Annotated in this window: 20 protein-coding genes; 18 read left to right on the plus strand and 2 right to left on the minus strand. The window is 66.8% G+C overall.

The window, feature by feature from the left end; translation table 11 throughout:
* Positions 1–9 precede the first annotated feature (9 nt).
* From tssE to PJW05_RS14855, 8 genes are all read left to right on the plus strand, one after another.
* Positions 10–450 (plus strand): type VI secretion system baseplate subunit TssE, encoded by a 441-nt coding sequence (gene tssE, locus PJW05_RS14820; RefSeq protein WP_271407774.1) that lies wholly within the window; start codon positions 10–12, stop codon positions 448–450.
* The gene (tssF, locus tag PJW05_RS14825; protein ID WP_271407775.1) at positions 434–2233 is read left to right on the plus strand and encodes a type VI secretion system baseplate subunit TssF; all 1800 of its coding nucleotides are present in this window, start codon (positions 434–436) and stop codon (positions 2231–2233) included. The genes tssE and tssF overlap by 17 nt, the downstream gene beginning before the upstream one ends.
* Positions 2197–3213 (plus strand): type VI secretion system baseplate subunit TssG, encoded by a 1017-nt coding sequence (tssG, locus tag PJW05_RS14830; RefSeq protein ID WP_271407776.1) that lies wholly within the window; start codon positions 2197–2199, stop codon positions 3211–3213. Before tssF ends, tssG begins: the two co-directional genes overlap by 37 nt.
* A gap of 2 nt (positions 3214–3215) precedes the next feature.
* The gene (gene tssH, locus PJW05_RS14835) at positions 3216–5762 is read left to right on the plus strand and encodes a type VI secretion system ATPase TssH (RefSeq protein ID WP_271407777.1); all 2547 of its coding nucleotides are present in this window, start codon (positions 3216–3218) and stop codon (positions 5760–5762) included.
* A gap of 63 nt (positions 5763–5825) precedes the next feature.
* Positions 5826–6776 carry a hypothetical protein gene (locus PJW05_RS14840; RefSeq protein ID WP_271407778.1) on the plus strand — a complete coding sequence of 317 codons (951 nt, stop codon included), beginning with the start codon at positions 5826–5828 and terminating at the stop codon, positions 6774–6776.
* Between the two features lie 30 nt (positions 6777–6806).
* On the plus strand, positions 6807–7475 hold the full coding sequence (locus PJW05_RS14845; RefSeq protein ID WP_271407779.1) for an endonuclease/exonuclease/phosphatase family protein: 669 nt from the start codon (positions 6807–6809) through the stop codon (positions 7473–7475).
* Positions 7476–7563: 88 nt separating this feature from the next.
* Positions 7564–9570, plus strand: a complete 2007-nt coding sequence (gene tssI / locus PJW05_RS14850; RefSeq protein WP_271407780.1) for a type VI secretion system Vgr family protein — start codon at positions 7564–7566, stop codon at positions 9568–9570.
* Positions 9570–10115, plus strand: a complete 546-nt coding sequence (locus PJW05_RS14855; RefSeq protein WP_271407781.1) for a toxin-antitoxin system YwqK family antitoxin — start codon at positions 9570–9572, stop codon at positions 10113–10115. Before tssI ends, PJW05_RS14855 begins: the two co-directional genes overlap by 1 nt.
* Here PJW05_RS14855 and PJW05_RS14860 read toward each other — a convergent pair whose 3' ends face one another.
* A complete protein-coding gene (locus PJW05_RS14860; protein ID WP_271407782.1) occupies positions 10116–10511 on the minus strand; it encodes a DUF4280 domain-containing protein in 396 nt (131 codons plus the stop codon).
* 391 nt (positions 10512–10902) lie between these two features.
* Between PJW05_RS14860 and paaA the strand changes: the two genes are divergently transcribed.
* From paaA to paaZ, 9 genes are all read left to right on the plus strand, one after another.
* Positions 10903–11895: a 1,2-phenylacetyl-CoA epoxidase subunit PaaA gene (paaA, locus tag PJW05_RS14865; protein ID WP_271407783.1), complete on the plus strand. Its 993-nt coding sequence runs from the start codon at positions 10903–10905 to the stop codon at positions 11893–11895.
* A gap of 150 nt (positions 11896–12045) precedes the next feature.
* The gene (paaB, locus tag PJW05_RS14870; RefSeq protein ID WP_016493150.1) at positions 12046–12327 is read left to right on the plus strand and encodes a 1,2-phenylacetyl-CoA epoxidase subunit PaaB; all 282 of its coding nucleotides are present in this window, start codon (positions 12046–12048) and stop codon (positions 12325–12327) included.
* Positions 12328–12337: 10 nt separating this feature from the next.
* Positions 12338–13099, plus strand: a complete 762-nt coding sequence (gene paaC, locus PJW05_RS14875) for a 1,2-phenylacetyl-CoA epoxidase subunit PaaC (RefSeq protein WP_271407784.1) — start codon at positions 12338–12340, stop codon at positions 13097–13099.
* On the plus strand, positions 13086–13619 hold the full coding sequence (gene paaD, locus PJW05_RS14880; RefSeq protein ID WP_271407785.1) for a 1,2-phenylacetyl-CoA epoxidase subunit PaaD: 534 nt from the start codon (positions 13086–13088) through the stop codon (positions 13617–13619). The genes paaC and paaD overlap by 14 nt, the downstream gene beginning before the upstream one ends.
* Positions 13620–13645: 26 nt before the next feature.
* Positions 13646–14722, plus strand: a complete 1077-nt coding sequence (paaE, locus tag PJW05_RS14885; RefSeq protein ID WP_271407786.1) for a 1,2-phenylacetyl-CoA epoxidase subunit PaaE — start codon at positions 13646–13648, stop codon at positions 14720–14722.
* A gap of 106 nt (positions 14723–14828) precedes the next feature.
* Complete coding sequence (locus PJW05_RS14890; RefSeq protein ID WP_271407787.1) at positions 14829–15137, plus strand: DUF485 domain-containing protein; 309 nt, start codon at positions 14829–14831, stop codon at positions 15135–15137.
* On the plus strand, positions 15134–16780 hold the full coding sequence (locus PJW05_RS14895; RefSeq protein ID WP_271407788.1) for a cation acetate symporter: 1647 nt from the start codon (positions 15134–15136) through the stop codon (positions 16778–16780). The genes PJW05_RS14890 and PJW05_RS14895 overlap by 4 nt, the downstream gene beginning before the upstream one ends.
* A 35-nt stretch (positions 16781–16815) precedes the next feature.
* Positions 16816–18051 (plus strand): OprD family porin, encoded by a 1236-nt coding sequence (locus tag PJW05_RS14900; RefSeq protein WP_271407789.1) that lies wholly within the window; start codon positions 16816–16818, stop codon positions 18049–18051.
* A 59-nt stretch (positions 18052–18110) separates the two neighbouring features.
* Positions 18111–20171, plus strand: coding sequence for a phenylacetic acid degradation bifunctional protein PaaZ (gene paaZ / locus PJW05_RS14905; RefSeq protein WP_271407790.1), 2061 nt, complete (start codon positions 18111–18113; stop codon positions 20169–20171).
* A gap of 776 nt (positions 20172–20947) precedes the next feature.
* Here the strand turns inward: paaZ and PJW05_RS14910 are convergent.
* Complete coding sequence (locus PJW05_RS14910; protein WP_271407791.1) at positions 20948–21898, minus strand: LysR family transcriptional regulator; 951 nt, start codon at positions 21896–21898, stop codon at positions 20948–20950.
* A gap of 133 nt (positions 21899–22031) precedes the next feature.
* On the opposite strand from PJW05_RS14910, the gene PJW05_RS14915 reads away from it, so the two are divergent.
* Entirely contained in the window at positions 22032–23207 is a 1176-nt protein-coding gene (locus PJW05_RS14915; RefSeq protein ID WP_271407792.1) for a M20 aminoacylase family protein, read from the plus strand.
* The last annotated feature ends 22 nt before the right edge of the window (positions 23208–23229 follow it).

Here is a 23229-nt window from a genome sequence, read left to right on the forward strand (position 1 = left end):
CCCCTGGCCATGTCGGAAGCCGGCCTGCTCCCGCCGCTGTTCGAGCGTCTCGCCGCCCAGGCGGACGAGGCGCCGGCCTTCGATCGCGAGGCTCTGGCCGAGTCCGTGCGCGCGGAACTGACGCGATTGCTCAACACTCGCCGCGGCAGCACCAGGAGCGGCCGGCCGCTGACCCTCCTCGACTACGGCATCGCCGACTGGAGCGCCCTGCAGGCGCGTCGCGGCGATGACCGCCGGCAACTGCTGCGGGAGATCCGCGCCGCCGTGCAGCACTTCGAACCCCGCCTGCAGTTGACCGACGTGGACGTCGAGCCCATCCCCGGGCAACCGCAGCGCCTGTGCATCCGCCTCGGCGGCAACCTGCGCAGCGGACGGCGCGCCTGGCCGGCGGTATTCGTCATCGACAACCAGGACGAGGGCCTCGAGGTGCGCCATGAGCGACTCGATTGACCCGGAACTGCTGGACTACTACCAGCGCGAACTCACCTGGCTGCGCCACGCCGGCGCCGGCTTCGCCGCGCGCTATCCCAAGGTTGCCCGCCGCCTGGAGCTGGGCCCCGGCGAATGCCCCGACCCGCATGTCGAGCGCCTGCTGGAGGGTTTCTCATTACTGACCGCGCGCCTGCAACGGCGCCTTGACGACGACTACGCGGAATTCAGCGACGCCCTGCTGGAACAGCTCTACCCACTGGCCCTGCGTCCGCTGCCCTCCTGCGCCATCGTGCAGTTCGAACCGGACCCGACCCAGGGCAGCCTCGCCGAAGGCTACCGCATGCCCCGCGACACCCCGCTGTTCGTCACCACCAGCCAGGGCGCCAGCGTGCATCTGCGCACCACCGCCGACGCCGTGCTGTGGCCGCTGCGCATTGGCGATGCGACCCTGCTCGATGGCGACGAGGCCGTGGCCCTGACCGGCCGTCCCGAGGCACGCTCGGCCCTGCGCCTGTCCCTGCACTGCCTGGGCGAGTTCGACTGGACACAATTGCCCATCCGTCTTTTGCGCCTGCACCTGGCCGCCTCGCCGGTCACCAATGCCGCGCTGTATGACCTGCTCGGCGCCCATACCCTCGGCGTCCACTGCGGTGCGCCCGGTCAGCCGTTGCTGCCCTGCCCCGGCGAACCGCAGCCGGTGGGCTTCGCCGACGACCAGGCGCTGCTGCCCGAGGAAGACGGCCAGCATCCCGGCCTGCGCCTGCTGGCCGAGTACTTCTGCTTTCCCGACAAGTTCGCCTTCTTCGACGTGCCGCTGCAGCCACCGGCCGCGGGCGGCCGCGACTGCGTGCTGGTGATTGCCTTCGACCGCGCCCCGGCGGGCCGCCTGCACCTGCGGCCGGGCGACCTGTGCCTGGGCTGCGCGCCAGCCATCAACCTGTTCCCGCGCACCTCCGAACCCCTGAGGCCGGACGGCACCCGCAGCGAGTACCGCCTGGTGGCCGATGCCCATCGCGAAAGCAGCGTGGAGATCCACAGCATCCGCGCCGTGCGCGCCGCGTCGACCCGTGGCGTGAGCCCGGTGCCGGCCTACTACGGCCATGCCCATGGGCTGGGCGGTGCAGCCGCCGGGCTGTTCTGGCACGCCCGCCGGGTGCACGGCATGAGCCCCAACCGCCTCGGCACCGACCTCCTGCTGAGCCTGGTGGACACCGGTTTCGACCCCCTGCTGGACGCGCCCGAATACAGCCTGACCGCCGAACTGCTGTGCACCAACCGACACCTGGCGGAAAACCTGCCGGCCGGCACCCGCCTCGGCTTCGAGCGCCCCGGCCCCGTCGCCCACGCCAGCCTGCGCAACCCGCCCAGCCCGCAAAGCCTGCCGCGCCTGTCCGGCGAATCGCGCTGGCGGCTGGTGTCGCAGCTCACCCTCAATCACCTGTCCCTGGTGGAAGGCCCGCAGGCGCTGGAGGCCCTGCGCGAACTGCTCGATCTGCACAACCTGCGCGGCGAAGGCGGTGCCCGCCGGCAGATCGAAGGCATCACCCGGCTGGCCTGCGAGCGCGTCGTGGCACGAGTCGGCGAGGACGCCTGGCGCGGCTGGCGCAACGGCCTGGAGGTGCGTCTCAGCCTCGACCCGCAGCACTTCGCCGGCGCCAGCGCGGTGCTGTTTTCCGCTGTGCTGGCGCAATTCTTCTCGCTTTACGCGACCGCCAACCGCTTCGTGCGGACCGTGCTGGTCGATGCCGACAAGGAGGTCAGGACGTGGCAGCCACAGGCCGGAATGCCGCTCTCCCTCTGAGCCGGCGCCTGCGCGACGCACCGCAGGCCTTCGAACTCCTGCAGGCGCTCCTGCTGCTGGAGCGCGAGCGCCCGGGTGCCGACCCGCTCGGCCAGGGCAGCGCGCCCCAGGCCGAGGCCCTGCGCCTGCGCGGCCCACTGACGCCGACCTTCGCCGCCAGCCAGGTGGAGCGCCTGGAGGAAGCGCCCGGTCAACCGCCGACCCTGACCACGCCGGTGTTCGGCCTCGGCGGTCCCGACGGCCCGCTGCCCTACGCCTACCAGGAGTGGCTGCAACAACGCGCCCGGCAGAAAGACCATGCCCCGGCGGAGTTCCTCGACCTGTTCCAGCACCGCCTGCTCAGCCTGCTCTACCGGGTACTGGGCAAGCATCGCCTGGCCCTGGGCTTCCGCGCGCCCGCGGATTCCCCAGCCCACGACCAACTGCTGGCCTTCTGCGGCCTGCTGCCGAACGCGCTGCAGCACCGCCTGGCGCTGCCCGATGCCGCCGTGACCGCGCGCGCGGCCCTGTTCGCCGGCGGCCGCCGCTCCCTGGCCGGCTTCGCGGCCCTGGTGCGTCACCAGTTCAACGTCCAGGTGCGCCATGACGCCTACCAGGGGGGCTGGCGCGATATTCCTCCGCCCAGCCGCAGCCTGCTGCAGCGCAAGGGTCGCAACCTGCGCCTGGGCCGGGATGCCATCGCCGGCACCCGGGTGTGGGATGAACACGCCGGTATCCGCCTGACTCTCGGCCCGCTGGACAACCGGCGCGCGGCGGACTTCCTTCCCGACGGCCACGAACATGCGCGCCTGGCCAGCCTCGCCGCCCTCTACTTCGGCCCCGACCTGGACTGCGCCCTGCGCCTGCTGGTGCGCCCGGGGCCGCCGCTGAGCCTCGAGCGCAACCAGCCGCCCCGCCTGCGCTGGAGCGGCGGCCTGCACGTGCGCGGCGAACAGTTGCAGCAGATCGATACTCGCCTGCGCCAGACGGAGGTGGCCTGACCATGGAACTCGGCAGCCTGATCGGACGCCTCAATGCGGACAGCCGCCGCGCCCTGGAACGGGCCGCGCAGCGCTGCCTGCAACGCACCCATCACTACGTGGAAATCGAGCACCTGCTGCTGGAGCTTCTGGATATCGAAGGGGGCGACCTGGCCTGTCTCCTGCCGCACTTCGGCCTGGAGCGGGACGCCGTGGCCGCGGAAATCAACCTGGCGCTGGAGCTGTTCAAGGCCGGCAACACCCGCACCCCGGCACTCTCCGCACAGACCGTCGGCCTGCTGGAAGACGCGGTGGTGCAGGCCAGCGTGCTGGGCCAGCAAAGCATCCGCTCCGGCCTGCTGCTGCTCGCCCTGCTCGACCGCGACGAGCGCCGTGCCCTACTGCTGAACAGCGCCTCCTCGCTGCTGCGGATTCCCCGCGAAGCCTTGCGCGGCAACCTCCAGGAATGGACCCAGGAGTCCCGCGAGCAACCCGCCGTGGCTCAGGCAGCAAAGGGCAAACCCACCCAGGCCGGCGCTCAGGATTCCGTCCTCGATCAGTACACCCAGGACCTCACCGCCGATGCCCACGCCGGGCGCATCGACCCGATCGTCGGGCGAGACGGCGAGATCCGCCAGAGCATCGACATCCTCCTGCGCCGCCGGCAGAACAATCCGATCCTGGTGGGCGCCCCGGGCGTGGGCAAGACCGCCGTGGTCGAGGGCCTGGCCCTGCGCATCGCCGCCGGCGACGTGCCGCCGCCCCTGCAGAACGTCATCCTGCGGGTGCTCGACCTCGGCCTGCTGCAGGCCGGCGCCGGGGTCAAGGGCGAATTCGAACAACGCCTCAAGGGCGTGATAGACGCCGTGCGCAGCAGCGAGCAGCCGATCATCCTGTTCATCGACGAAGCCCATACGCTGATCGGCGCCGGCGGCAACGAGGGCGGCAGCGATGCGGCCAACCTGCTCAAGCCGGCCCTGGCCCGTGGCGAGCTGCGCACCCTGGCCGCCACCACCTGGCTGGAATACAAGAAGTACTTCGAAAAAGACCCGGCCCTGGCCCGGCGCTTCCAACTGGTTCAGGTGGAGGAACCGGACGAAGCCACGGCAGTCGAGATGCTGCGCGGTGTCGCGGCCAAGCTGGAGCAGCACCACGGCGTGCAGGTGCTGGATGCGGCGATCCACGACGCGGTGAAACTCTCCCACCGCTACATCTCCGGCCGGCAACTGCCGGACAAGGCCATCAGCGTGCTCGACACCGCCTGCGCCCGTGTCGCCCTCGGCCAGCACGATGTGCCGCCACCGCTGGAAAGCCTGCGCCACCGCGAGCAGTCCCTGGAAGAGGAACTGCAGCGCCTGCGTCGCGAACAGACTACCGGTCTGGACCATCGCGAGCGCATCACCGCGCTGGAAGGCGAATCCCGCAGCAATGTGGTCGCCATCCGCGAACTGGAGACCCGCTGGGGCGAGGAACGCGAAGCCGTGCGCGAGCTGCTGGAAGCTCGCCGCGAACTGCTCAGCCTCAGCGACAGCGTCGACGCCCGCAAACCCAACGAAGAACTGGACGACCGCATCGACCACCTCGCCGCCGAGCTGGCACGCCTGGAAGCCGGCCTCGACGCCATCCGCCAGGACGATCCGCTGGTGCCCGAACAGGTGGACTCCAAGACAGTGGCGGCGGTCATCGCCGGCTGGACCGGCATCCCCATCGGCAAGATGCTCGCCGACGAAGCCCACGCCGTGCGCACCCTCGGCCAACGCATGGCGCAACGGGTGATGGGCCAGGATTCCGCGCTGGGCACCATTGCCCAGCGCATCCAGGCCTACCGCGCCGGCCTCACCGACCCGGCCAAGCCGGTAGGCGTGTTCCTGCTGGTGGGCCCCACCGGCGTCGGCAAGACGGAAACCGCCTACGCCCTGGCCGACGCCCTCTACGGCGGCGAGCGCAACCTCATCAGCATCAACCTCTCCGAGTACCAGGAAGCCCACACCGTCAGTCAGCTCAAGGGCGCCCCGCCTGGCTACGTCGGCTACGGCTCCGGCGGCGTGCTCACCGAAGCCGTGCGCCGCCGCCCCTACTCCGTAGTGCTGCTGGATGAAATCGAAAAAGCCCACCCCGACGTGCTGGAAGCCTTCTACAACGTCTTCGACAAGGGGGTGATGGAGGACGGCACCGGGCTGGTGGTGGACTTCAAGAACACCGTGATGCTCGCCACCAGCAACGTCGGCGCCGAACTGGTGCTCGACACCCCGCCCGACCAACTGGGCAGCGACGCCTTCAACGAGCGTCTGCGCAAGGTACTGCTGCACGCCTTCCGCCCCGCCTTCCTCGCCCGCATGACCGTGGTGCCCTACCGCCCGCTGGACGAAGCGACCCTGGAAGGCATCGTCGTCGCCAAGCTGGAAAAGCTCCAGGGCCGCTACAAGGCTGCTACGGGCAAGCAGTTCGACTTCGACCCGGCCATCGTGAAAGCGGTGCTGGCCAAGTGCAGCTCGGCGGGGGCCAGGGATATCGAGAACGTGCTGATGGCGCAGGTGACGGGAAAGTTGGCGGAGTGGGTGTTGGAGTGACGCGCCCCGCGGGCGCGGGGCATCAGGTGACGTGCCAAGGCAGAGACCAGGGAGAACAGGCAGATGGCGACTTACTCATTCAAGGTGCAGCTTCCCCCCCGAAGGAGCGGCGGAACCCCCGACTGCAACAAATGGACCTTTCACCACATTCTCCCGTGGAAGTACTTCTACTGCCTCTCGGCGGTCCTGGGCTACTACTACCACGGCACGCTGAACTCCTTCGTGCGGGGCCACGCCACCCTCAACACGGCGGAGAACCGCGCCGAGTTGCTCGACACCGCAACGGCTTTCGCCCCCATCGTTGTCTGCAGCACCGGCATCACCCATTCCGGCGGGGTCTCGATGCTGTCCCTGGTGGAGATGGCCCGGCTGATCAATGGCCTGGCCCGCACCGGCGGTAGCGTCGTCGACAAGATTTCCCAGAATGCTGCGAGGCTGCACGACCACCTGGTCGAATGCACCAGCCCGGTCTTCGGCGGATTTCCGGGCATGGACGGCAACCAGCGTTCGGACGACCCGAAGTCCAGCATGGAACAGACACGGCCGGCGAACGGCGACACCGCCTGGTGGACCGCGGTAACCGACATCGGCAAGCTGCTGGAGCGGGCGAGCCTGTTCGAACGCTCCGTGGACCGGGAGGGCTGCAAGGACATCAAGTCGTCGGTCTACGGCGACAAGGTCAAGTTCAAGCTGACCAACGAAGACCTGGACAACATCATCATCGCCAATCTCCGGACCGTGGTGACGCCACGCTTCAACACCTCCGTGCTGGCCTTCGACGAGAAGTCCTGGTTCCTCCATCACAACAGCTCCAAGTGGTCCTTCCAGGTGGCGACCGACGACTTCCAGTTCCCGTCGTACCAGCCGGACAAGTCCGCGTTCAAATTCTCGGTGTCCACGACCGATACCCACCTGAACCGAAGCAAGCACCTGACGATGACGCGATGCCCCGGCGTGGACAACGAGAAGAACATCCTCAGGCCCACGTCGGACGCCGCGAAGCTGATGAAGTAAGGCATCCCCGCGAGAAGAAAGAGCCAGGACATGAGAATCGGCAGTTTCAATATCGAGAAGAACGGGCTCTCCTCCACGGAGATCAAGCAGAGCCAGGTCGACACCTTCATCGACAATTGCTGCTCCAACAGCCATTGGGATGCCGACCTGGTGTTCATCTGCGAAGTGCACTCGGGCCAACTCGCCAACTACCGGTCGCACCTGGGCGACCGCTATCCCAGCTACAACGTCTGGGCCTTCGAGGGGGGATACTCGAACGGCTACATCGTGATGGCGAAGGCCTTCCAGTGCATCGAAGTGGTCGCCCAGGGCAACCTGCGCGGACTCAACAGGGAGCTGATCGCCGCCCACGCGACCAGCGTCGGCGGCTACACCGGCTACATCTTCCTCGCGCATTTCAAATCCGGTCAGACCAACCTGACGAAAAGCCAACTCCTGAATTGCACGGCACTGGACGGCAACTGGGTCGTCACCGGCGACCTGAACTTCGACTACAACAACCTCTCCTCACTCAACCCGCCAGGGATCGGTTACGAGTGCTGGAACGGCCAGTCCACCCAGGCGAAGGGCGGCATTCTCGACTGGGTGCTCGGTTCGCCCAATGTCCAGGTGACGCCCGTCGACATAACCGCAATGGCCAATGATTTCGACATGAGCGGACCGGATCATCGTCCGATCCTCTTCGATATCCGTGCCTGACCGATGCCCGGCCCAGGGCCGGTGACTGACACGACTTCCCGGATACCGGTCACTCCCCGGTATCCGCATGGCCGCCCCGAGGTAACGGATGACCCGCCCCGCCGACACAGCCACCAGTCTTTCCCTCACTGCAAGCAGCCTTGCGGAGCTTTATCCCGAAAGGCTTTCCGGAAAGGAAACCCTCAACGACCTGGACTCGCTGGTCCTGGATGGCTACAGCGCCACCACGCTCACCCTGACCGGCGGGGTCGCCACCCACGTCACCGCCACCCTGCACAACGACGCCAACCAGCGCCCCCTCGACGCCCTGGTCGCGGAAATCCACCAACTCCCCGCCGACGCCACCGCCGAGCGTTATCAACTGGTGCTGCGCCCCTGGCTCTGGTGGCTGACGCTGGCGAGCAACAACCGCGTGTTCCAGAACAAGAGCACCAGCGACATCGTCACCGGCATCTTCTCGGATCATGGCTTCACCGATTTCAAGCTGTCCCTCAGCGGCAGCTACAGCCCGCGCGAGTATTGCGTGCAATACGGCGAAACCGATTTCGCCTTCGTCTCGCGCTTGCTGGAGGAAGAAGGCATCTTCTGGTTCTTCACCCATGAAGACGGCAAGCACACGCTGGTACTGGGCGACAGCAACGATGCCTTTGCGCAGATTCCCAACGGGCCGAAGCTGTCCTATCTGGGGCAGGCAATCGGCGTGCGCGAGTTGCATGGGGTGCGTTCCGGGCAGGTTTGCCTGCAGGCGGTGGCCGGGGTGTACAGCGCCACGGACTACGAGTTCACCACGCCCACCACCTCGCTCTACAGCCAGGCCGAGGCGGTGGCCGGCCCGCGCACGGTGTACGAGCATCCCGGCGGCTATACCGCCAAGGCCCGTGGCGATTCATTGTCGAAGCAGCGGGTGGACGCATTGCGCAGCCAGGAGAAGCGTTTTATCGGCGAAAGCGACTGCCGCTGGTTGGTGCCGGGTCACTGGTTCACCCTGGACGGCCATGACGATGCCTCGCTGAACATCGACTGGGTGGTGACCTCAGTGACCCACGAGGCCAGCCACGAGCATTACCGCAACCGCTTCGAGGCCATCCCCAAGGCCACCAGCTACCGCCCGCCACGCACCACGCCCAAGCCACGCATGCACACCCAGACGGCGATTGTGGTGGGCAAGAGCGGCGAGGAAATCTGGACCGACCAGTACGGCCGCATCAAGATCCAGTTCCCCTGGGACCGCGATGGCAAGAACGACGAAACCGCCTCCTGCTGGGTGCGCGTGGTGCTGCCCTGGAGCGGCAAGGGCTTCGGCATGCAGTTCATCCCGCGCATCGGCCAGGAGGTGATCGTCACCTTCATCGATGGCGACCCGGACCGTCCCCTGGTTACCGGTTGCGTCTACAACGGCGACAACACCCTGCCCTACGCCCTGCCGGACAACCAGACCCAGTCCGGGATCAAGACCAACTCCTCCAAGGGTGGTGGCGGCTTCAACGAACTGCGCTTCGAGGACAAGAAAGACGCCGAGGAAGTCTTCCTCCAGGCACAGAAGGACCTGAAGGTGAATGTGCTCAACGACAGCACCGCCACCATCGGCCACGACGAGACCCTGACGGTGCAGAACGCCCGCACCCGCACGGTGAAGGACGGCGACGAGACCATCACCCTGGAGAAGGGCAAGCGCACGGTGACCATCCAGACCGGCAGCGACAGCCTTGACGTGAAGGACGCACGCACCGTGAAGGTCGGCGCCGACCAGACCCACAGCACCGGTGGCAACTACAGCCACACCGTGAGCGGCAATTACGAACTGACCGTGGACGGCAACCTGACCATCAAGGTGAGCGGCACCCTCACCCTGCAGAGCAGCGGCGACCTCACCGCCAAGAGCGACCAGAACCTCACCACCCAGGCCGGCATGGCCCTGACCGACAAGGCGGGTACCTCGCTGACCAACCAGGCGGGCACCAGCCTCGACAACAAGGCCGGCACCACCCTGACCAACGATGCCGGTGTCAGCCTGACCAACAAGGCCAGCGCCGAGCAGACGGTGGACGGCGGCGGCATGCTGACCATCAAGGGCGGCCTGGTGAAGGTGAATTGATGGCCCAGTCCGGCAAGCTCGATCTCACCCGTGGCGACAGCCGCCTGCACGGGCAGCTGCAGGGCGGCCAACTGGAAGGCCCCGTGCGCATCGAGGAATCCGGCCGCCCCCAGGCGCAGCTCAGCTACCAGGCGGGCGAGTTGAACGGTCCGGTCACCCTCTTCCACCCCAACGGCAAGGTCTCGGCGCAACTGCCTTATGTACGCGGCAAGCTGCACGGCGTGGCGACCTTCCATGCGCCGGAAGGCGGGCTGCAGCGCAAGGTCAGCTATCGCCAGGGCCTGATGCACGGCGAAGCGTCCAGCTACTTCCCCGATGGCGCCCTGGCCGAAGTCGAGCACTACCGCGAGGGTGTGCGCGACGGCCCCTACCAGCGCTTCCACGGCAACGGCCAACTGGCGCTGCGCTGCCGCTACCTGAAGGGGCAGCTGCTGGAGCCGGGCCAGCCCTTTGCCGAGGATGGCCGCCCCCTGGACGCCGAGGGCAAGCCTATATCGCGGTTGCGCTGGTGGTGGAAGCGCTGGACTGAGCCGGCGCAAGCCTGATCAGGGAATCAGCATCTGCACCTGGCCGGGCATCTGGATCTTGATCACTCCGGCCCAACTGCACATCAGCGTGCTGTTGGCATCCAGCGCCGGCATATTGCCCAGCAGCACCGTGGGTGCGCCGCCCGGAATCCAGGGCGCCGCCGTGGCCGGGATGCAGGGCATCGGCGTCAGCACGCCGAGGGCGGCTGCGGTGGCCGCGGCCACCGTGGGGTTGGCCAGGCTCTGGCACATGCCGAAGGTGGGAATGTTCACCAGCGGGATGTAATCCATGATGTTCGCCGCCGGCATCCCGCCGGTCATCGTCCGGTTCACCGGCAACACGTTCAGCACCGCCGGCGCCACGCCGAAACTGCATTGCAGCGTCGCGCCACTGCAGACCTGCGGACATCCCATGGTCCGTCCTCCTCCATTCGTCGCGTGAAACTCTAGACGACCCTCGAAACATTCACACCCAAACCACCCAAGAACAGAATCCTGTATCACGTAATCCGATACAGGATTCCACTCCCTCCCTGTAGGAGCGAATTCATTCGCGAAGGCAGGCCGCAGGCCTGACCCTGCGGGTATTCCCGGCGCTCATCCGGGCAATCGCGAATGAATTCGCTCCTACAAAAGCGGACCTGCGACTCCGCGCTTATGCCGCAGGACCTCCCCTGTCACCGCTGAAAGCGATACAAAAACAATATGCGATACTAATTTTAGTGTTTGATATTTTCTCTTGTATCGCTTAAAAATAGCGCCATGGCCAAGCCACCCCACGAACCCTGCCTGGCTGGAGAACGGCATGTACGCACAATTGGTTGAGACCGGCGTGAAGCGCGTGAAGGCGCTGGAGGAGATGTCCCCCGAAGAACGCGCCTTCCAGGAAAAGATCGACGCGGAAATCAAGATCGAGGCGAAGAACTGGATGCCGGATGCCTACCGGCAGACCCTGATCCGCCAGATTTCCCAGCACGCTCACTCCGAAATCGTCGGCATGCTGCCGGAAGGCAACTGGGTGACCCGCGCGCCGACCTTGAAGCGCAAGCTGCAGCTGATGGCCAAGATCCAGGACGAAGCCGGCCACGGCCTCTACCTCTACAGCGCCATGGAAACCCTGGGCGCCGACCGCGATACCGAGATCGCCAAGCTGCACAGCGGCAAGGCCAAGTATTCGAGCATCTTCAACTACCCGACCCTGAGCTGGGCCGACATGGGCGCGGTGGGCTGGCTGGTGGATGGCGCCGCCATCGTCAACCAGGTGGTGCTGCAGCGCACCTCCTACGGTCCCTACTCCCGCGCCATGATCCGCATCTGCAAGGAAGAGTCCTTCCACCAGCGCCAGGGCTACGAAATCCTCCTGCACATGATGCGTCACGGCACCCAGGCCCAGAAGGACATGGTCCAGGACGCCATCAACCGCCTCTGGTGGCCGTCGTTGATGATGTTCGGCCCGAGCGACGCCGACTCCCCCAACAGCGCGCAGTCCATGGCCTGGAAGATCAAGCGCCAGAGCAACGACGAGCTGCGCCAGCGCTTCATCGACCAGACCGTGCCGCAACTGGAGCTGCTCGGCTGCACCGCCCCGGACCCGCACCTGAAGTGGAACGAGGAGCGCGGCCACTACGACTTCGGCGAAATCCAGTGGGAAGAGTTCTACGAAGTGCTCAAGGGCAACGGCCCGTGCAACGTCGAGCGCGTTGCCACCCGCCGCAAGGCCATCGAAGACGGCGCCTGGGTCCGCGAAGCCGCGGTCGCCCATGCCCGCAAACGACAGCAGAAACGCGACGCCGCCTGAATTTTGCGCATGAGCTAGCGAGCTAGAGCAGAACGAGGCGGAAACAGGCACGGGCGCGGAGTTTACGCCTGTAAATGAGCAAGCCCGGGCCTGTTTCCAACGACGTTATGCCGACGCGCAGCAGCTCAACCCCGATGAGGAGAAGAACAAATGTCCGAGTGGACCCTTTTTGAAGTCTTTGTGCGCAGCAAGCACGGCCTGAACCACAAGCACGTCGGCAGCGTGCATGCCGCCGATGCGCGCATGGCCATCGAGAACGCCCGCGAGCTGTACACCCGCCGCAACGAAGGCGTGAGCCTCTGGGTGGTGCCGTCCGCACTGATCACCGCTTCCTCGCCGGACGAGAAGGAGCCGCTGTTCGATCCGTCCCAGGACAAGGTCTACCGCCACGCCAGCTTCTACGAGCTGCCGGCCGAAGTCGGCCACATGTGAGGCCGCTGCCATGACTCAACGTGAAGACCTCATCCAATACCTGCTGCGCCTCGGCGACAGCGCCCTGATCCAGGGTCAGCGCCTGTGCGAATGGTGCGGCCACGCCCCGGCGCTGGAAGAAGAACTGGCGCTGATGAACGTCGGCCTCGACCTGGTGGGTCAGGCCCGCAACTGGCTGGACTATGCCGCCGAGCTGCTGGCCGACGGCCGCGACGCCGACCACCTGGCCTTCCGCCGCGACGAGCGCGCCTACCGCAACCTGTTGCTGGTGGAGCAGCCCAACGGCGACTATGCCGTGACCATCACCAAGCAGTTCCTCTATGACGCCTGGCACTTCCAGGTGCTGCATGGCCTCTGCCAGTCCAGCGACGAACGTGTCGCCGGCATCGCCGCCAAGGCACTGAAGGAAGTCACCTACCACCTGCGCCGCTCCGGCGAGTGGGTCGAGCGCCTGGGTGACGGCACCGAGGAAAGCCACCGCCGCATGCTGGCGGCCATCCGCGACGTCTGGCGCTTCACCGTCGAGCTGGTGAACGGCGACGAGGTGGAACAGCGTCTGTTCGAGGCCGGCATCGCGCCGAACCCGGCGGAAACCGCCGCCGCCTGGAAGTCCAGGGTGGCCGACACCTTCGCCAGCGCCAGCCTGCCGCTGCCGGAGCCGGCCAGCTACTTCTACCTGTCCGGCCGCCAGGGCCTGCACACCGAGCACCTCGGTCTGCTGCTGGCCGAAATGCAGTACCTCCAGCGGGCCTACCCCGATGCCTCGTGGTGAGCTGATCGCCAGCGACCGTGGCGCCAGGCCCGGCGCGTCGGATGACCTGGCGCGCGCCTGGTCGGTGCTGGGCGAGGTGATGGACCCGGAAGTGCCGGTGGTCAGCGTGGTCGACCTCGGCATCGTCCGTGGCCTCGACTGGCAGGACGGCCACCTGCACGTGGTGGTCACCCCGACCTACTCCGGCTGCCCGGCCACCGAGGTGATCGAGCAGGACATCGAGCAGGCCCTGGAAGGGGCCGGCTTCGCCGCGCCGAAACTGGAGCGCCGCCTGAACCCGGCCTGGACCACTGACTGGATCAGCGCCGACGGTCGCGAACGCCTGCGCGCCTACGGCATCGCCCCGCCGGCCGGCAGCACCAGCAAGCGCAGCCTGCTGGGCGAGGCCCCGGAGGTGTGCTGCCCACAATGCGGCAGCGCCCACACCGAGCGCCTCAGCGAGTTCGGCTCCACCGCGTGCAAGGCGCTCTATCGCTGCCGCGACTGCCTGGAGCCTTTCGACTACTTCAAGTGCATCTGAGTGGCTTGCCACCGGAGACGACGACAATGAGCAAGTTCCATAGCCTGACGATCAAAGAAGTGCGCCCGGAAACCCGCGACGCGGTGTCCATCGCCTTCGACATTCCGGCCGACCTCGCCGAAACCTACCGCTTCACCCAGGGCCAGCACCTGGTGATGCGCACCCAGCTGGAGGGCGAAGAAGTACGCCGCTCCTACTCCATCTGCACCGGCGTCAACGACGGCGAGCTGCGCGTGGCGATCAAGCGCGTGGCCGGCGGCCGTTTCTCCGCCTATGCCAACGAGAGCCTGAAGGCCGGCCAGAGCCTGGAAGTCATGCCGCCCTCCGGCCACTTCTTCGTCGAGCTGGACGCCACGCGCCGGGGCAACTACCTGGCGGTGGCCGCCGGCAGCGGCATCACGCCGATCCTGTCGATCATCAAGACCACCCTGGAAGCCGAACCCCACAGCCGCGTCACCCTGCTCTACGGCAACCGCTCCAGTGCCTCGGCGCTGTTCCGCGAGCAGTTGGAAGACCTGAAGAACCGCTACCTGCAGCGCCTGAACCTGATCTTCGTGTTCAGCCGCGAGCAGCAGGATGTTGACCTCTACAACGGCCGCATCGACGCCGACAAATGCGGCCAGCTGTTCGCCCGCTGGATCGACGTCAAGGCCCTGGACGCCGCCTTCATCTGCGGTCCGCAGGCCATGACCGAAACCGTGCGCGACCAGCTCAAGGCCAACGGCATGCCCGCCGAGCGCATCCACTTCGAGCTGTTCGCCGCCACCGGCGGTTCCGCCAAGCGCGAGGCCCGCGAGGCCGCCCGCGCCACCGACAGCGCCGCCAGCCAGGTCACGGTCATCAGCGATGGCCGCGAGCTGACCTTCGAACTGCCGCGCAACAGCGTCAGCGTGCTCGACGCCGGCAACGCCCAGGGCCTGGAACTGCCCTACTCCTGCAAGGCCGGCGTGTGTTCCACCTGCAAATGCAAAGTGATCGAAGGCGAGGTGGAGATGGACAGCAACTTCGCCCTGGAGGACTACGAAGTCGCCGCCGGCTACGTGTTGTCCTGCCAGACCTTCCCGGTCAGCGAAAAAGTCGTCCTGGACTTCGACCAGCTGTAACGCAACGCCGTAAGAGCGAGCTCTGCTCGCGAGCAAAGCTCGCTCGTATGAAAGCAATCCAAGCCGTGCCGCACCATCTCGACAATCACAAAAAGAGAGAGCAACCATGACCCCGCAAGACCTCGAACGCATCCGGGAGAATCCGGACTTCATCCAGTTGGTCCAGCGCAAGCAGCGCCTGACCTGGTCCCTGACCGCCGCCATGCTGGTGATCTACTACGGCTTCGTGCTGCTGGTGGCGTTCGCCCCCGCCGTGCTCGGCCAGTCCCTCAACGGCGGCGTCACCAGCGTGGGCATGCTGGTGGGCGTGGTCATCATCCTGCTGTCCTTCGCCCTCACCGGCATCTACGTCAAGCGCACCAACAGCGTCCTCGACCCGCTGAACGACAAGCTGAAGCAGGAGTGCGGCCAATGAAAACCCTCGCCTCCCTGCTGCTGGCCGCCGGCCTCTTCGCCTCCCAGGGCGCTTTCGCCGCCGACGCCGTGGCGCGTCCGCTGAACTGGAACGCCATCTACCTGTTCCTGGCGTTCGTCCTCTTCACCCTCGGCATCACCCGCTGGGCCGCCCTGCGCACCCGCTCGGCCGCCGACTTCTACACCGCCGGCGGCGGCCTCACCGGCTTCCAGAACGGCCTGGCGATTGCCGGCGACATGATCAGCGCGGCGTCGTTCCTCGGCATCTCCGCGATGATGTTCATGAACGGCTACGACGGCCTGCTCTACGCCCTGGGCGTGCTCGCCGGCTGGCCGATCATCCTGTTCCTGATCGCCGAGCGGCTGCGCAACCTCGGCAAGTACACCTTCGCCGACGTGGTGTCCTACCGTCTCGAGCAAAGCCCGATCCGCATCACCGCCGCCTTCGGCACCCTGACCGTGGCGCTGATGTACCTGGTGGCGCAGATGGTCGGCGCCGGCAAGCTGATCGAGCTGCTGTTCGGCCTGTCCTACCTGCAAGCCGTGCTGCTGGTGGGCGTGCTGATGGTCTGCTACGTGACCTTCGGCGGCATGCTGGCGACCACCTGGGTGCAGATCATCAAGGCGATCCTGCTCCTCTCCGGCACCAGCTTCATGGCCTTCATGGTGCTCAAGCACTTCGGTTTCAGCACCGAAGCCATGTTCGCCGCCGCCACCTCGGTGCATGCCAAGGGCACCGCGATCATGGCCCCGGGTGGACTGCTGTCGAACCCCATCGACGCCATCTCGCTGGGACTCGGCATGATGTTCGGCACCGCCGGCCTGCCGCATATCCTGATGCGCTTCTTCACCGTCAGCGACGCCAAGGAAGCCCGCAAGAGCGTGTTCTACGCCACGGGCTTCATCGGCTACTTCTACCTGCTGCTGATCGTGGTCGGCTTCGGCTCCATCGTCATGGTCGGCACCAATCCGGAGTTCCGCGACGCGGCCGGCGCCATCATCGGTGGCGGCAACATGGTGGCGGTGCACCTGTCCCATGCCGTCGGCGGCAGCCTGTTCCTCGGGTTCATCTCCGCCGTGGCCTTCGCCACCATATTGGCGGTGGTCGCTGGCCTGGCGCTGTCCGGCGCCTCGGCCGTGTCCCACGATCTCTATGCCTGCGTGATTCGCAAGGGCAAGGCGACCGAGCGCGAGGAAATGCGCGTCTCGCGCATCGCCACCCTGGGCATCGGCGTACTGGCGGTGATCCTCGGCCTCCTCTTCGAGTCGCAGAACATCGCCTTCCTCTCCGGCCTGGTGCTGGCGATCGCCGCTTCGGTCAACTTCCCGGTGCTGTTCCTCTCCATGTTCTGGAAGGGCCTGACCACCCGTGGCGCCGTGGCTGGCAGCGTGGCGGGCCTGCTCTCCGCCATCGTCCTGCTGCTGCTGAGCCCGGCGGTGTGGGTCAACGTGCTGCAGCACGACCAGGCGCTGTTCCCCTATTCGAACCCGGCGCTGTTCTCCATGGGCCTGGCCTTCTTCAGTGCCTGGCTGTTCTCGGTGACCGACAGCTCCGAGCGCGCCAAGCACGAGCGCGGCCGTTACCTGGCGCAGTTCATCCGCTCCATGACCGGCATCGGCGCCGCCGCTGCCAGCCGCCACTGACCCTCCTGAAGAACCGGATGATGGATACAACAACAATGAACCACAGCCGTACCCTTGCGCCGCTCGTTGCGGCGCTCACCCTGCCCTTCGCCACCTCGGCACTGGCAGGCTTCATCGAAGACAGCAAGGGCAGCCTGGAGCTGCGCAACCACTACCTCAACCGCGATTTCCGCCAGGACGGCGCCGCCCAGTCCAAGGCCGCGGAATGGGGCCAGGGTTTCACCGCGCGGATCGAATCCGGCTTCACCGAGGGCACGGTCGGCGTGGGCCTGGACGCCATCGGCGAGCTGGGTGTCAAGCTGGATTCCAGCCGCGACCGCCGTGGCACCGGCCTGCTGCCCTTCGACCCGGTGACCAAGGAGCCGGTGGACGACTACAGCGAGCTGGGCCTGACCGCCAAGCTGCGCGCCTCGAAGAGCGTGCTGCGCCTGGGCACCTTGCAGCCGCTGCTGCCGGTGGTCAGCTACAACGATACCCGGCTGCTTTCCTCCACCTTCCAGGGCGGCCTGTTGACCAGCCAGGAACTGGACGGCCTGACCTTCAACGGCGGCCGCCTGACTCGCACCAACCTGCGGGATTCTTCCGGCCGCGACGACATCGGGTACCTCTCCGCCACCAGCGATGCCTTCGACTTCGCCGGCGGCAGCTACGCCATCAACCCGCAATTGGCGCTGAGCTACTACTACGGCCTGCTGGACGACATCTACCGCCAGCAGTTCGTCGGCCTGGTGCACACGCAGCCGCTGCCCGCAGGCTTCAGCCTGAAGAGCGACATCCGCTACTTCGACAGCCGCGGCGACGGTGTCGAGCGCGCCGGAGAGATCGACAACCGCAACCTCAACGGCATGTTCAGCCTGGGCAAGGGCGCCCACCGGTTCAGCCTGGCCTTCCAGCGCATGTCCGGCGACAGCGCCTTCCCCTTCCTCAATGGCGGCGACCCCTATGTGGTCAACCTGGTGACCTTCAACACCTTCACCCGCGCCGAGGAAGACGCCTGGCAGCTGCGCTACGACTACGACTTCGCCGCCCTCGGCATTCCCGGCCTGACCTTCATGACCCGCTACGTCGACGGCCGCAACGTCAAGACCGCCACCGGCGACGACGGCGAGGAATGGGAACGCGACAGCGACCTGGCCTACGTGATCCAGAGCGGTGCCCTGAAGGGCCTGAGCCTGCGCTGGCGCAACGTCACCTTCCGCTCCGGCAACGGGCTGAGCACCGATGTCGACGAGAACCGCCTGATCCTCGGCTACACCCTGGCCCTCTGGTAAGGCAGGCAGAACCCACGCCAGCGCCCGGCGCCGGCTTACCCCCTCACGGAGAAATCCCCATGAGTCAGTTCCCCACGCTGCAAAGCTTCATCGGCGGCCGCTGGATCGGCCAGCAAGGCGCCCAGGTCCTGCGCAGCGCCATCGACGGCAGCCCCCTCTTCCGCACCCACGAGGAAGCCCTGGACTTCTCCGAAGCCGTCGATTTCGCCCGCAAAGGGGGCATCGCCAGCCTCATGGCCCTGGACTTCCAGCAGCGCGCGGCACGCCTCAAGGCCCTGGCGCTGTACCTGACCGAGCACAAGGAACAGCTCTACACCCTGTCCCGCCACAGCGGCGCCACCCGCGCCGACAGCTGGATCGACATCGAGGGCGGCGCCGCCACCCTGTTCAGCTACGCCGGCGTCGGCAGCCGCGAACTGCCGTCCGGCAACATCGTCCACGAAGGCCCGGCGATGCCGCTGGGCAAACAGGGCAGCTTCGCCGGCACCCATATCCTGGTGCCGCGAGGCGGCCTGGCGGTGCACATCAATGCCTTCAACTTCCCGATCTGGGGGATGCTGGAGAAGTTCGCGCCGAGCTTCCTCGCCGGCATGCCCTGCATCGTCAAACCGGCCACCGCCACCAGCTACCTCACTGAAGCCGCCGTGCGTCTGATGCACGCGTCCGGCCTGCTCCCGGAAGGCAGCCTGCAGCTGATCATCGGCGGCACCGGCGACCTGCTGGACCGCCTGCAGGGCCAGGACGTGGTCACCTTCACCGGCTCCGCCGACACCGCCGCCAAGCTGCGGGTGAATGCCAACCTGGTGCGCAACTCCGTTCCCTTCAATGCCGAAGCGGACTCGCTGAACTGCGCCATCCTCGCGCCGGAAATCACCCCGGACGATCCGGAGTTCGACCTCTTCGTCAAGGAAGTGGCCCGCGAGATGACCGTCAAGGCCGGCCAGAAGTGCACCGCCATCCGCCGCGCCATAGTCCCGGCGAAGCACATCGACGCGGTGGCCGAGCGCCTGCGCGAGCGTCTGTCCAAGGTGGTGGTCGGCGACCCGGCCGTGGAAGGCGTGAAGATGGGCGCCCTGGCCTCCCATGCCCAGCAGGCCGACGTGGCCGAGCGCCTGGACGCCCTGCTGGCCAGCAGCGAACTGCTGTTCGGTGCCCGTGATGGTTTCGCCCCCCGTGGCGACGGCGTGAACGAAGGCGCCTTCTTCGCGCCTACCCTGCTGCGCGCCCGCAACCCGCACGCCGACGGCGGCGCCCACGACATCGAGGCCTTCGGCCCGGCGAGCACGCTGATGGCCTACGACGACATCGACGAAGCCATCGCCCTGGCCGCCCGTGGCAAGGGCAGCCTGGTGGCCAGTCTGGTTACCCGGGACCCGCAGGTGGCCGCCCGCGTGGTACCGCAAGCCGCCGCCCTGCACGGGCGCCTGCACATCCTCGACCGCGAGTCCGCCGCCGAATCCACCGGCCACGGCTCGCCGCTGCCGGTGCTCAAGCACGGTGGCCCGGGCCGCGCCGGCGGTGGCGAAGAACTGGGTGGCCTGCGTGCCGTCAAGCACTACCTGCAACGTGCCGCCGTCCAGGGCTCGCCCACCATGCTCGCCGCCGTGACCCGCGAGCACGTGCGCGGCGCCAAGGTGATCGAGACCGAAGTGCACCCGTTCCGTCGCTACTTCGATGAGCTGCAGATAGGCGAATCCCTGCTGACCCACCGCCGCACCGTCACCGAGGCCGACATCGTCAACTTCGGCTGCCTGTCCGGCGACCACTTCTACATGCACTTCGACGAGCTGGCCGCCAAGGAATCCCAGTTCGGCAAGCGCATCGCCCACGGCTACTTCGTGCTGTCCGCCGCCGCCGGCCTGTTCGTCTCCCCGGCCCCGGGCCCGGTACTGGCCAACTACGGCCTCGATACCCTGCGTTTCATCACCCCGGTGGGCATCGGCGACACCATCCAGGCGCGCCTGACCTGCAAGCGCAAGATCGACCAGGGCAAGAAGAGCCCCAAGGGCGAGCCGCAAGGCGTGGTGGCCTGGGACGTGGAAGTCACCAACCAGCACGGCGAGCTGGTGGCCAGCTACGACATCCTCACCCTGGTGCTGAAGCGCCCGGAATCCGTGTGAACCGAGTCGCTGCGTGAGTTTTTAACCGGCCTTAGGGCCGGTTTTTTTTGGTTCTTCGTGGAAAGTGGGGAGGTGTGATCACACCGGATTGGAAATGTTGTGTGATTGCCTTGGGTTGGCAGCGTGTGGCCGGATCGCTTCGCGCTCAGACGCTTATCTGTGTTGAAGGCGGGGCTGCGTGTGTACCTGAGGGCTCGACAGCATGGGTTTCGTACCTCAACCCATCCTACGTAAGAGGCCCAAGCAGGACTGACATTGAGCGATATGGGTGGGGCGGCTATCCCGCCCCTTCAGGAGGCCGAGCGGAATCCTTGCAGAGGGGGATGAGCGGCATGGATGCCGCGAGGGGAGTTCGGCGAAGCCGAACCCGAATGGTGGGGCAAGCCCTTTTGGTTTCTTTTGGGGCGACTGCCAAAAGAAACTCGCCCGGGTGGGCGAAACCAAAACCCACAGCCCACTCGGCAATGAGCCACAAACAGAACCCCAAGCCCCCCTCACACCAGATTGCCAATCCGGTGTGGACTTCCCATCCCCGAACATTCGTGAAGCCTTTCTGCCTTCAGCTGGGCGCATAGACGAATTCGAGCTCTTGCAGCATGTAGGATGGGTTGAGGTACGAAACCCATGCTGTCGAGTCGTCAACCCGTAGGTTGGGCTGAGGCACGAAGCCCAACGCCATGGAATCGATGGCAGTTCGTTGGGCCTCGCGGGCTCGGCACCAACCTACATGAGCGCGAAGGGGATGCGGATCGGCCCCGTAGATGGTGTGGCCCGCCCTAGAACTGCAAATCCAGCATATCTGCCAGGCGCCGGTCATCGGCGTTAGGCGACCGGGCGCAGGCTTTCAGCGCCTGCTGCAGGCACTGGATGAAGCCGCGAGCCGCCGGGTCCAGGGCCTGGTCACGCAGGCGAATCAGGCTGATGTCACCTTCCGCCAGTTCATCGTCCAGCTCCAGGGCGCGGGCCCTGCCCCGCAAGGGTTCGCACAGGAGCATGGGTTCGGGCGAGTAGCCCAGCATTCCCGCATCGACGATCAAGCTGCTGAGCATGGCGCTGGACTGGGCGCAGACGATACGTCCGGGGGCCAACTCCAGGCCACGGTCACCGAACAACTGCTGCAGCACCTGCTCCTGACTGGCCTGGGTGAAGTTCATCACCCAGTCCTGCTCCAGCAACTCCGCCATGGAACGGGCACCCCGCGACGGATGGCCGTCTCGGGCGAGCACCCGCATACGGTAGCGGGCCAGGGGCTCGTGAACGAACTCCTGGGCGGGCAGCGTGCCGGCGGGCCCCAGGGCGAAGTGCATCACCCCGCTGCGCAGCAATGGCAGGCTCACCGCCTGCAGGCCTTCGTAGAGTTCCAGCTGCACCGCCGGCATTTCCCGACGGAACCGCTGCACCGCCGCGGCCAGCAAGGTCTGTCCGAACCAGGGCGTGACGCCTACACAGAGGCGCTCCGGAACCTCGCCGCGCAGACACGCCAGATCACGCTCCGCGCTCTCCAGCTGGCTGGCGATCTGCCTGGCGTGGGGTAGCAGCACCAGCCCCGCATCAGTCAGGCGCGCCCCGCCAGCATGGCGCACCAGCAGCGGTAGTCCCTGCTCTTCTTCCAGTTCGCGCAGCGCGCGGGTGACGGCCGCCTGAGACAAGCCAATGCCACGGGCGGCAGCACGTATGCCGCCACCGTCGGCGACAGCGATCAGTGCCTGTAGCTGATGCAACTTCAAGGGAATCTCCTGGCTGAACACCAAAGCGGGTCACGACAACATTTCTGCGCCTTATGCCGGCCCTGCGCGGACGCTAGGTTAGGCCACGAGACGGCACCGGCCAACCGCTGCCGCACGTTCAGGACACAACACCATGCATGAAACCTGTATCGCTCCCGGAATAGCCGCCATCACCCCGAGCATGATCGAACTGCGCCGCGCCATACATGCCGAGCCGGAGCTGGGGTTCGAGGAGTTCGCGACCAGCGCCCGGGTGATCCGGCACCTGCGCGACTGGGGCTACGAGATCCACCAGGGCCTGGCCAGCACCGCCGTGGTCGGCACGCTGCGCAATGGCGAGGGCCCCACCCTTGGCCTGCGCGCAGAGCTCGACGCCCTGCCCATTCACGAGCAGAGCGGTCGCCCCTGGAGCAGCCGCATCGCCGGCAAGATGCACGCCTGCGGCCACGACGGGCATACCGCCATGCTGTTGGCGGCGGCCTGCGAACTGGCCCGCGAACGCAACTGGCGCGGCACCCTGCACCTGTTCTTCCAGCCCGCCGAGGAAGGCCATGGCGGCTCCGGGGCCAAGCGCATGCTGGACGAGGGCGTGTTCCGCCTGTTCCCCTGCGACGCAATCTTCGCCATGCACAATTCCCCCGGCATGCCCCTCGGTCGCTTCGGCGTCGTCGCCGGGCCCTGCATGGCCTCCACCGACAGCGCCACCATCCGCATCCATGCCACCGGCGGCCACGGTGCGATGCCGCACAAAGCGGTTGACCCGGTGGTAATCGGTGCCTCGCTGGTCATGGCGCTGCAGACCGTGGTGTCGCGCAACGTACCGCCCAGCGAGACGGCAATCATCACCACCGGAGCCTTTCTTGCGGGCGATGCACCCAATGTGATCCCGGAAAGCGCCGAACTGCGCCTGAGCATCCGCGCGCTCAACCCTCAAATCAGGCAGTTGCTCCGCCAGCGCATCCAGGCCCTGGCGGAACTCCACGCGACCAGCTTCGGCGCCAGCGCCGACGTCACCTTCGACAACGGCTATCCCGTGCTGGTCAACGATGCCCACGCCAGCCGGCTGGCGACGGACGTGATCCGCGACTGGCTGGGGGACGACGGACTCACCCCGGGCATGAAGCCCATCTGCGCCAGCGACGACTTCGCCTTCTGGCTTGAGCAGGTGCCCGGCTGCTACCTGCTGATCGGCAACGGCGATGGCGAGGGTGGCTGCGAGGTGCACAACCCCGGTTACGACTTCAACGACCAGGCCCTGCCACTGGGGGCGACCTTCTGGGTCAGGTTGGCGCAGCGCTTCCTGACCTGACAACGACCATCGAGGACACACA

Source organism: Pseudomonas sp. Q1-7 (assembly GCF_028010285.1).
Taxonomy (GTDB): Bacteria; Pseudomonadota; Gammaproteobacteria; order Pseudomonadales; family Pseudomonadaceae; genus Metapseudomonas.

Coding starts and splice junctions, on each gene's coding strand:
- tssE (WP_271407774.1), top strand. CDS start 10: ATGTCGGAAGCCGGCCTGCTCCCGCCGCTGTTCGAGCGTCTCGCCGCC.
- tssF (WP_271407775.1), top strand. CDS start 434: ATGAGCGACTCGATTGACCCGGAACTGCTGGACTACTACCAGCGCGAA.
- tssH (WP_271407777.1), top strand. CDS start 3,216: ATGGAACTCGGCAGCCTGATCGGACGCCTCAATGCGGACAGCCGCCGC.
- PJW05_RS14840 (WP_271407778.1), top strand. CDS start 5,826: ATGGCGACTTACTCATTCAAGGTGCAGCTTCCCCCCCGAAGGAGCGGC.
- PJW05_RS14845 (WP_271407779.1), top strand. CDS start 6,807: ATGAGAATCGGCAGTTTCAATATCGAGAAGAACGGGCTCTCCTCCACG.
- tssI (WP_271407780.1), top strand. CDS start 7,564: ATGACCCGCCCCGCCGACACAGCCACCAGTCTTTCCCTCACTGCAAGC.
- PJW05_RS14855 (WP_271407781.1), top strand. CDS start 9,570: ATGGCCCAGTCCGGCAAGCTCGATCTCACCCGTGGCGACAGCCGCCTG.
- PJW05_RS14860 (WP_271407782.1), bottom strand. CDS start 10,511: ATGGGATGTCCGCAGGTCTGCAGTGGCGCGACGCTGCAATGCAGTTTC.
- paaA (WP_271407783.1), top strand. CDS start 10,903: ATGTACGCACAATTGGTTGAGACCGGCGTGAAGCGCGTGAAGGCGCTG.
- paaB (WP_016493150.1), top strand. CDS start 12,046: ATGTCCGAGTGGACCCTTTTTGAAGTCTTTGTGCGCAGCAAGCACGGC.
- paaC (WP_271407784.1), top strand. CDS start 12,338: ATGACTCAACGTGAAGACCTCATCCAATACCTGCTGCGCCTCGGCGAC.
- paaD (WP_271407785.1), top strand. CDS start 13,086: ATGCCTCGTGGTGAGCTGATCGCCAGCGACCGTGGCGCCAGGCCCGGC.
- paaE (WP_271407786.1), top strand. CDS start 13,646: ATGAGCAAGTTCCATAGCCTGACGATCAAAGAAGTGCGCCCGGAAACC.
- PJW05_RS14890 (WP_271407787.1), top strand. CDS start 14,829: ATGACCCCGCAAGACCTCGAACGCATCCGGGAGAATCCGGACTTCATC.
- PJW05_RS14895 (WP_271407788.1), top strand. CDS start 15,134: ATGAAAACCCTCGCCTCCCTGCTGCTGGCCGCCGGCCTCTTCGCCTCC.
- PJW05_RS14900 (WP_271407789.1), top strand. CDS start 16,816: ATGAACCACAGCCGTACCCTTGCGCCGCTCGTTGCGGCGCTCACCCTG.
- paaZ (WP_271407790.1), top strand. CDS start 18,111: ATGAGTCAGTTCCCCACGCTGCAAAGCTTCATCGGCGGCCGCTGGATC.
- PJW05_RS14915 (WP_271407792.1), top strand. CDS start 22,032: ATGCATGAAACCTGTATCGCTCCCGGAATAGCCGCCATCACCCCGAGC.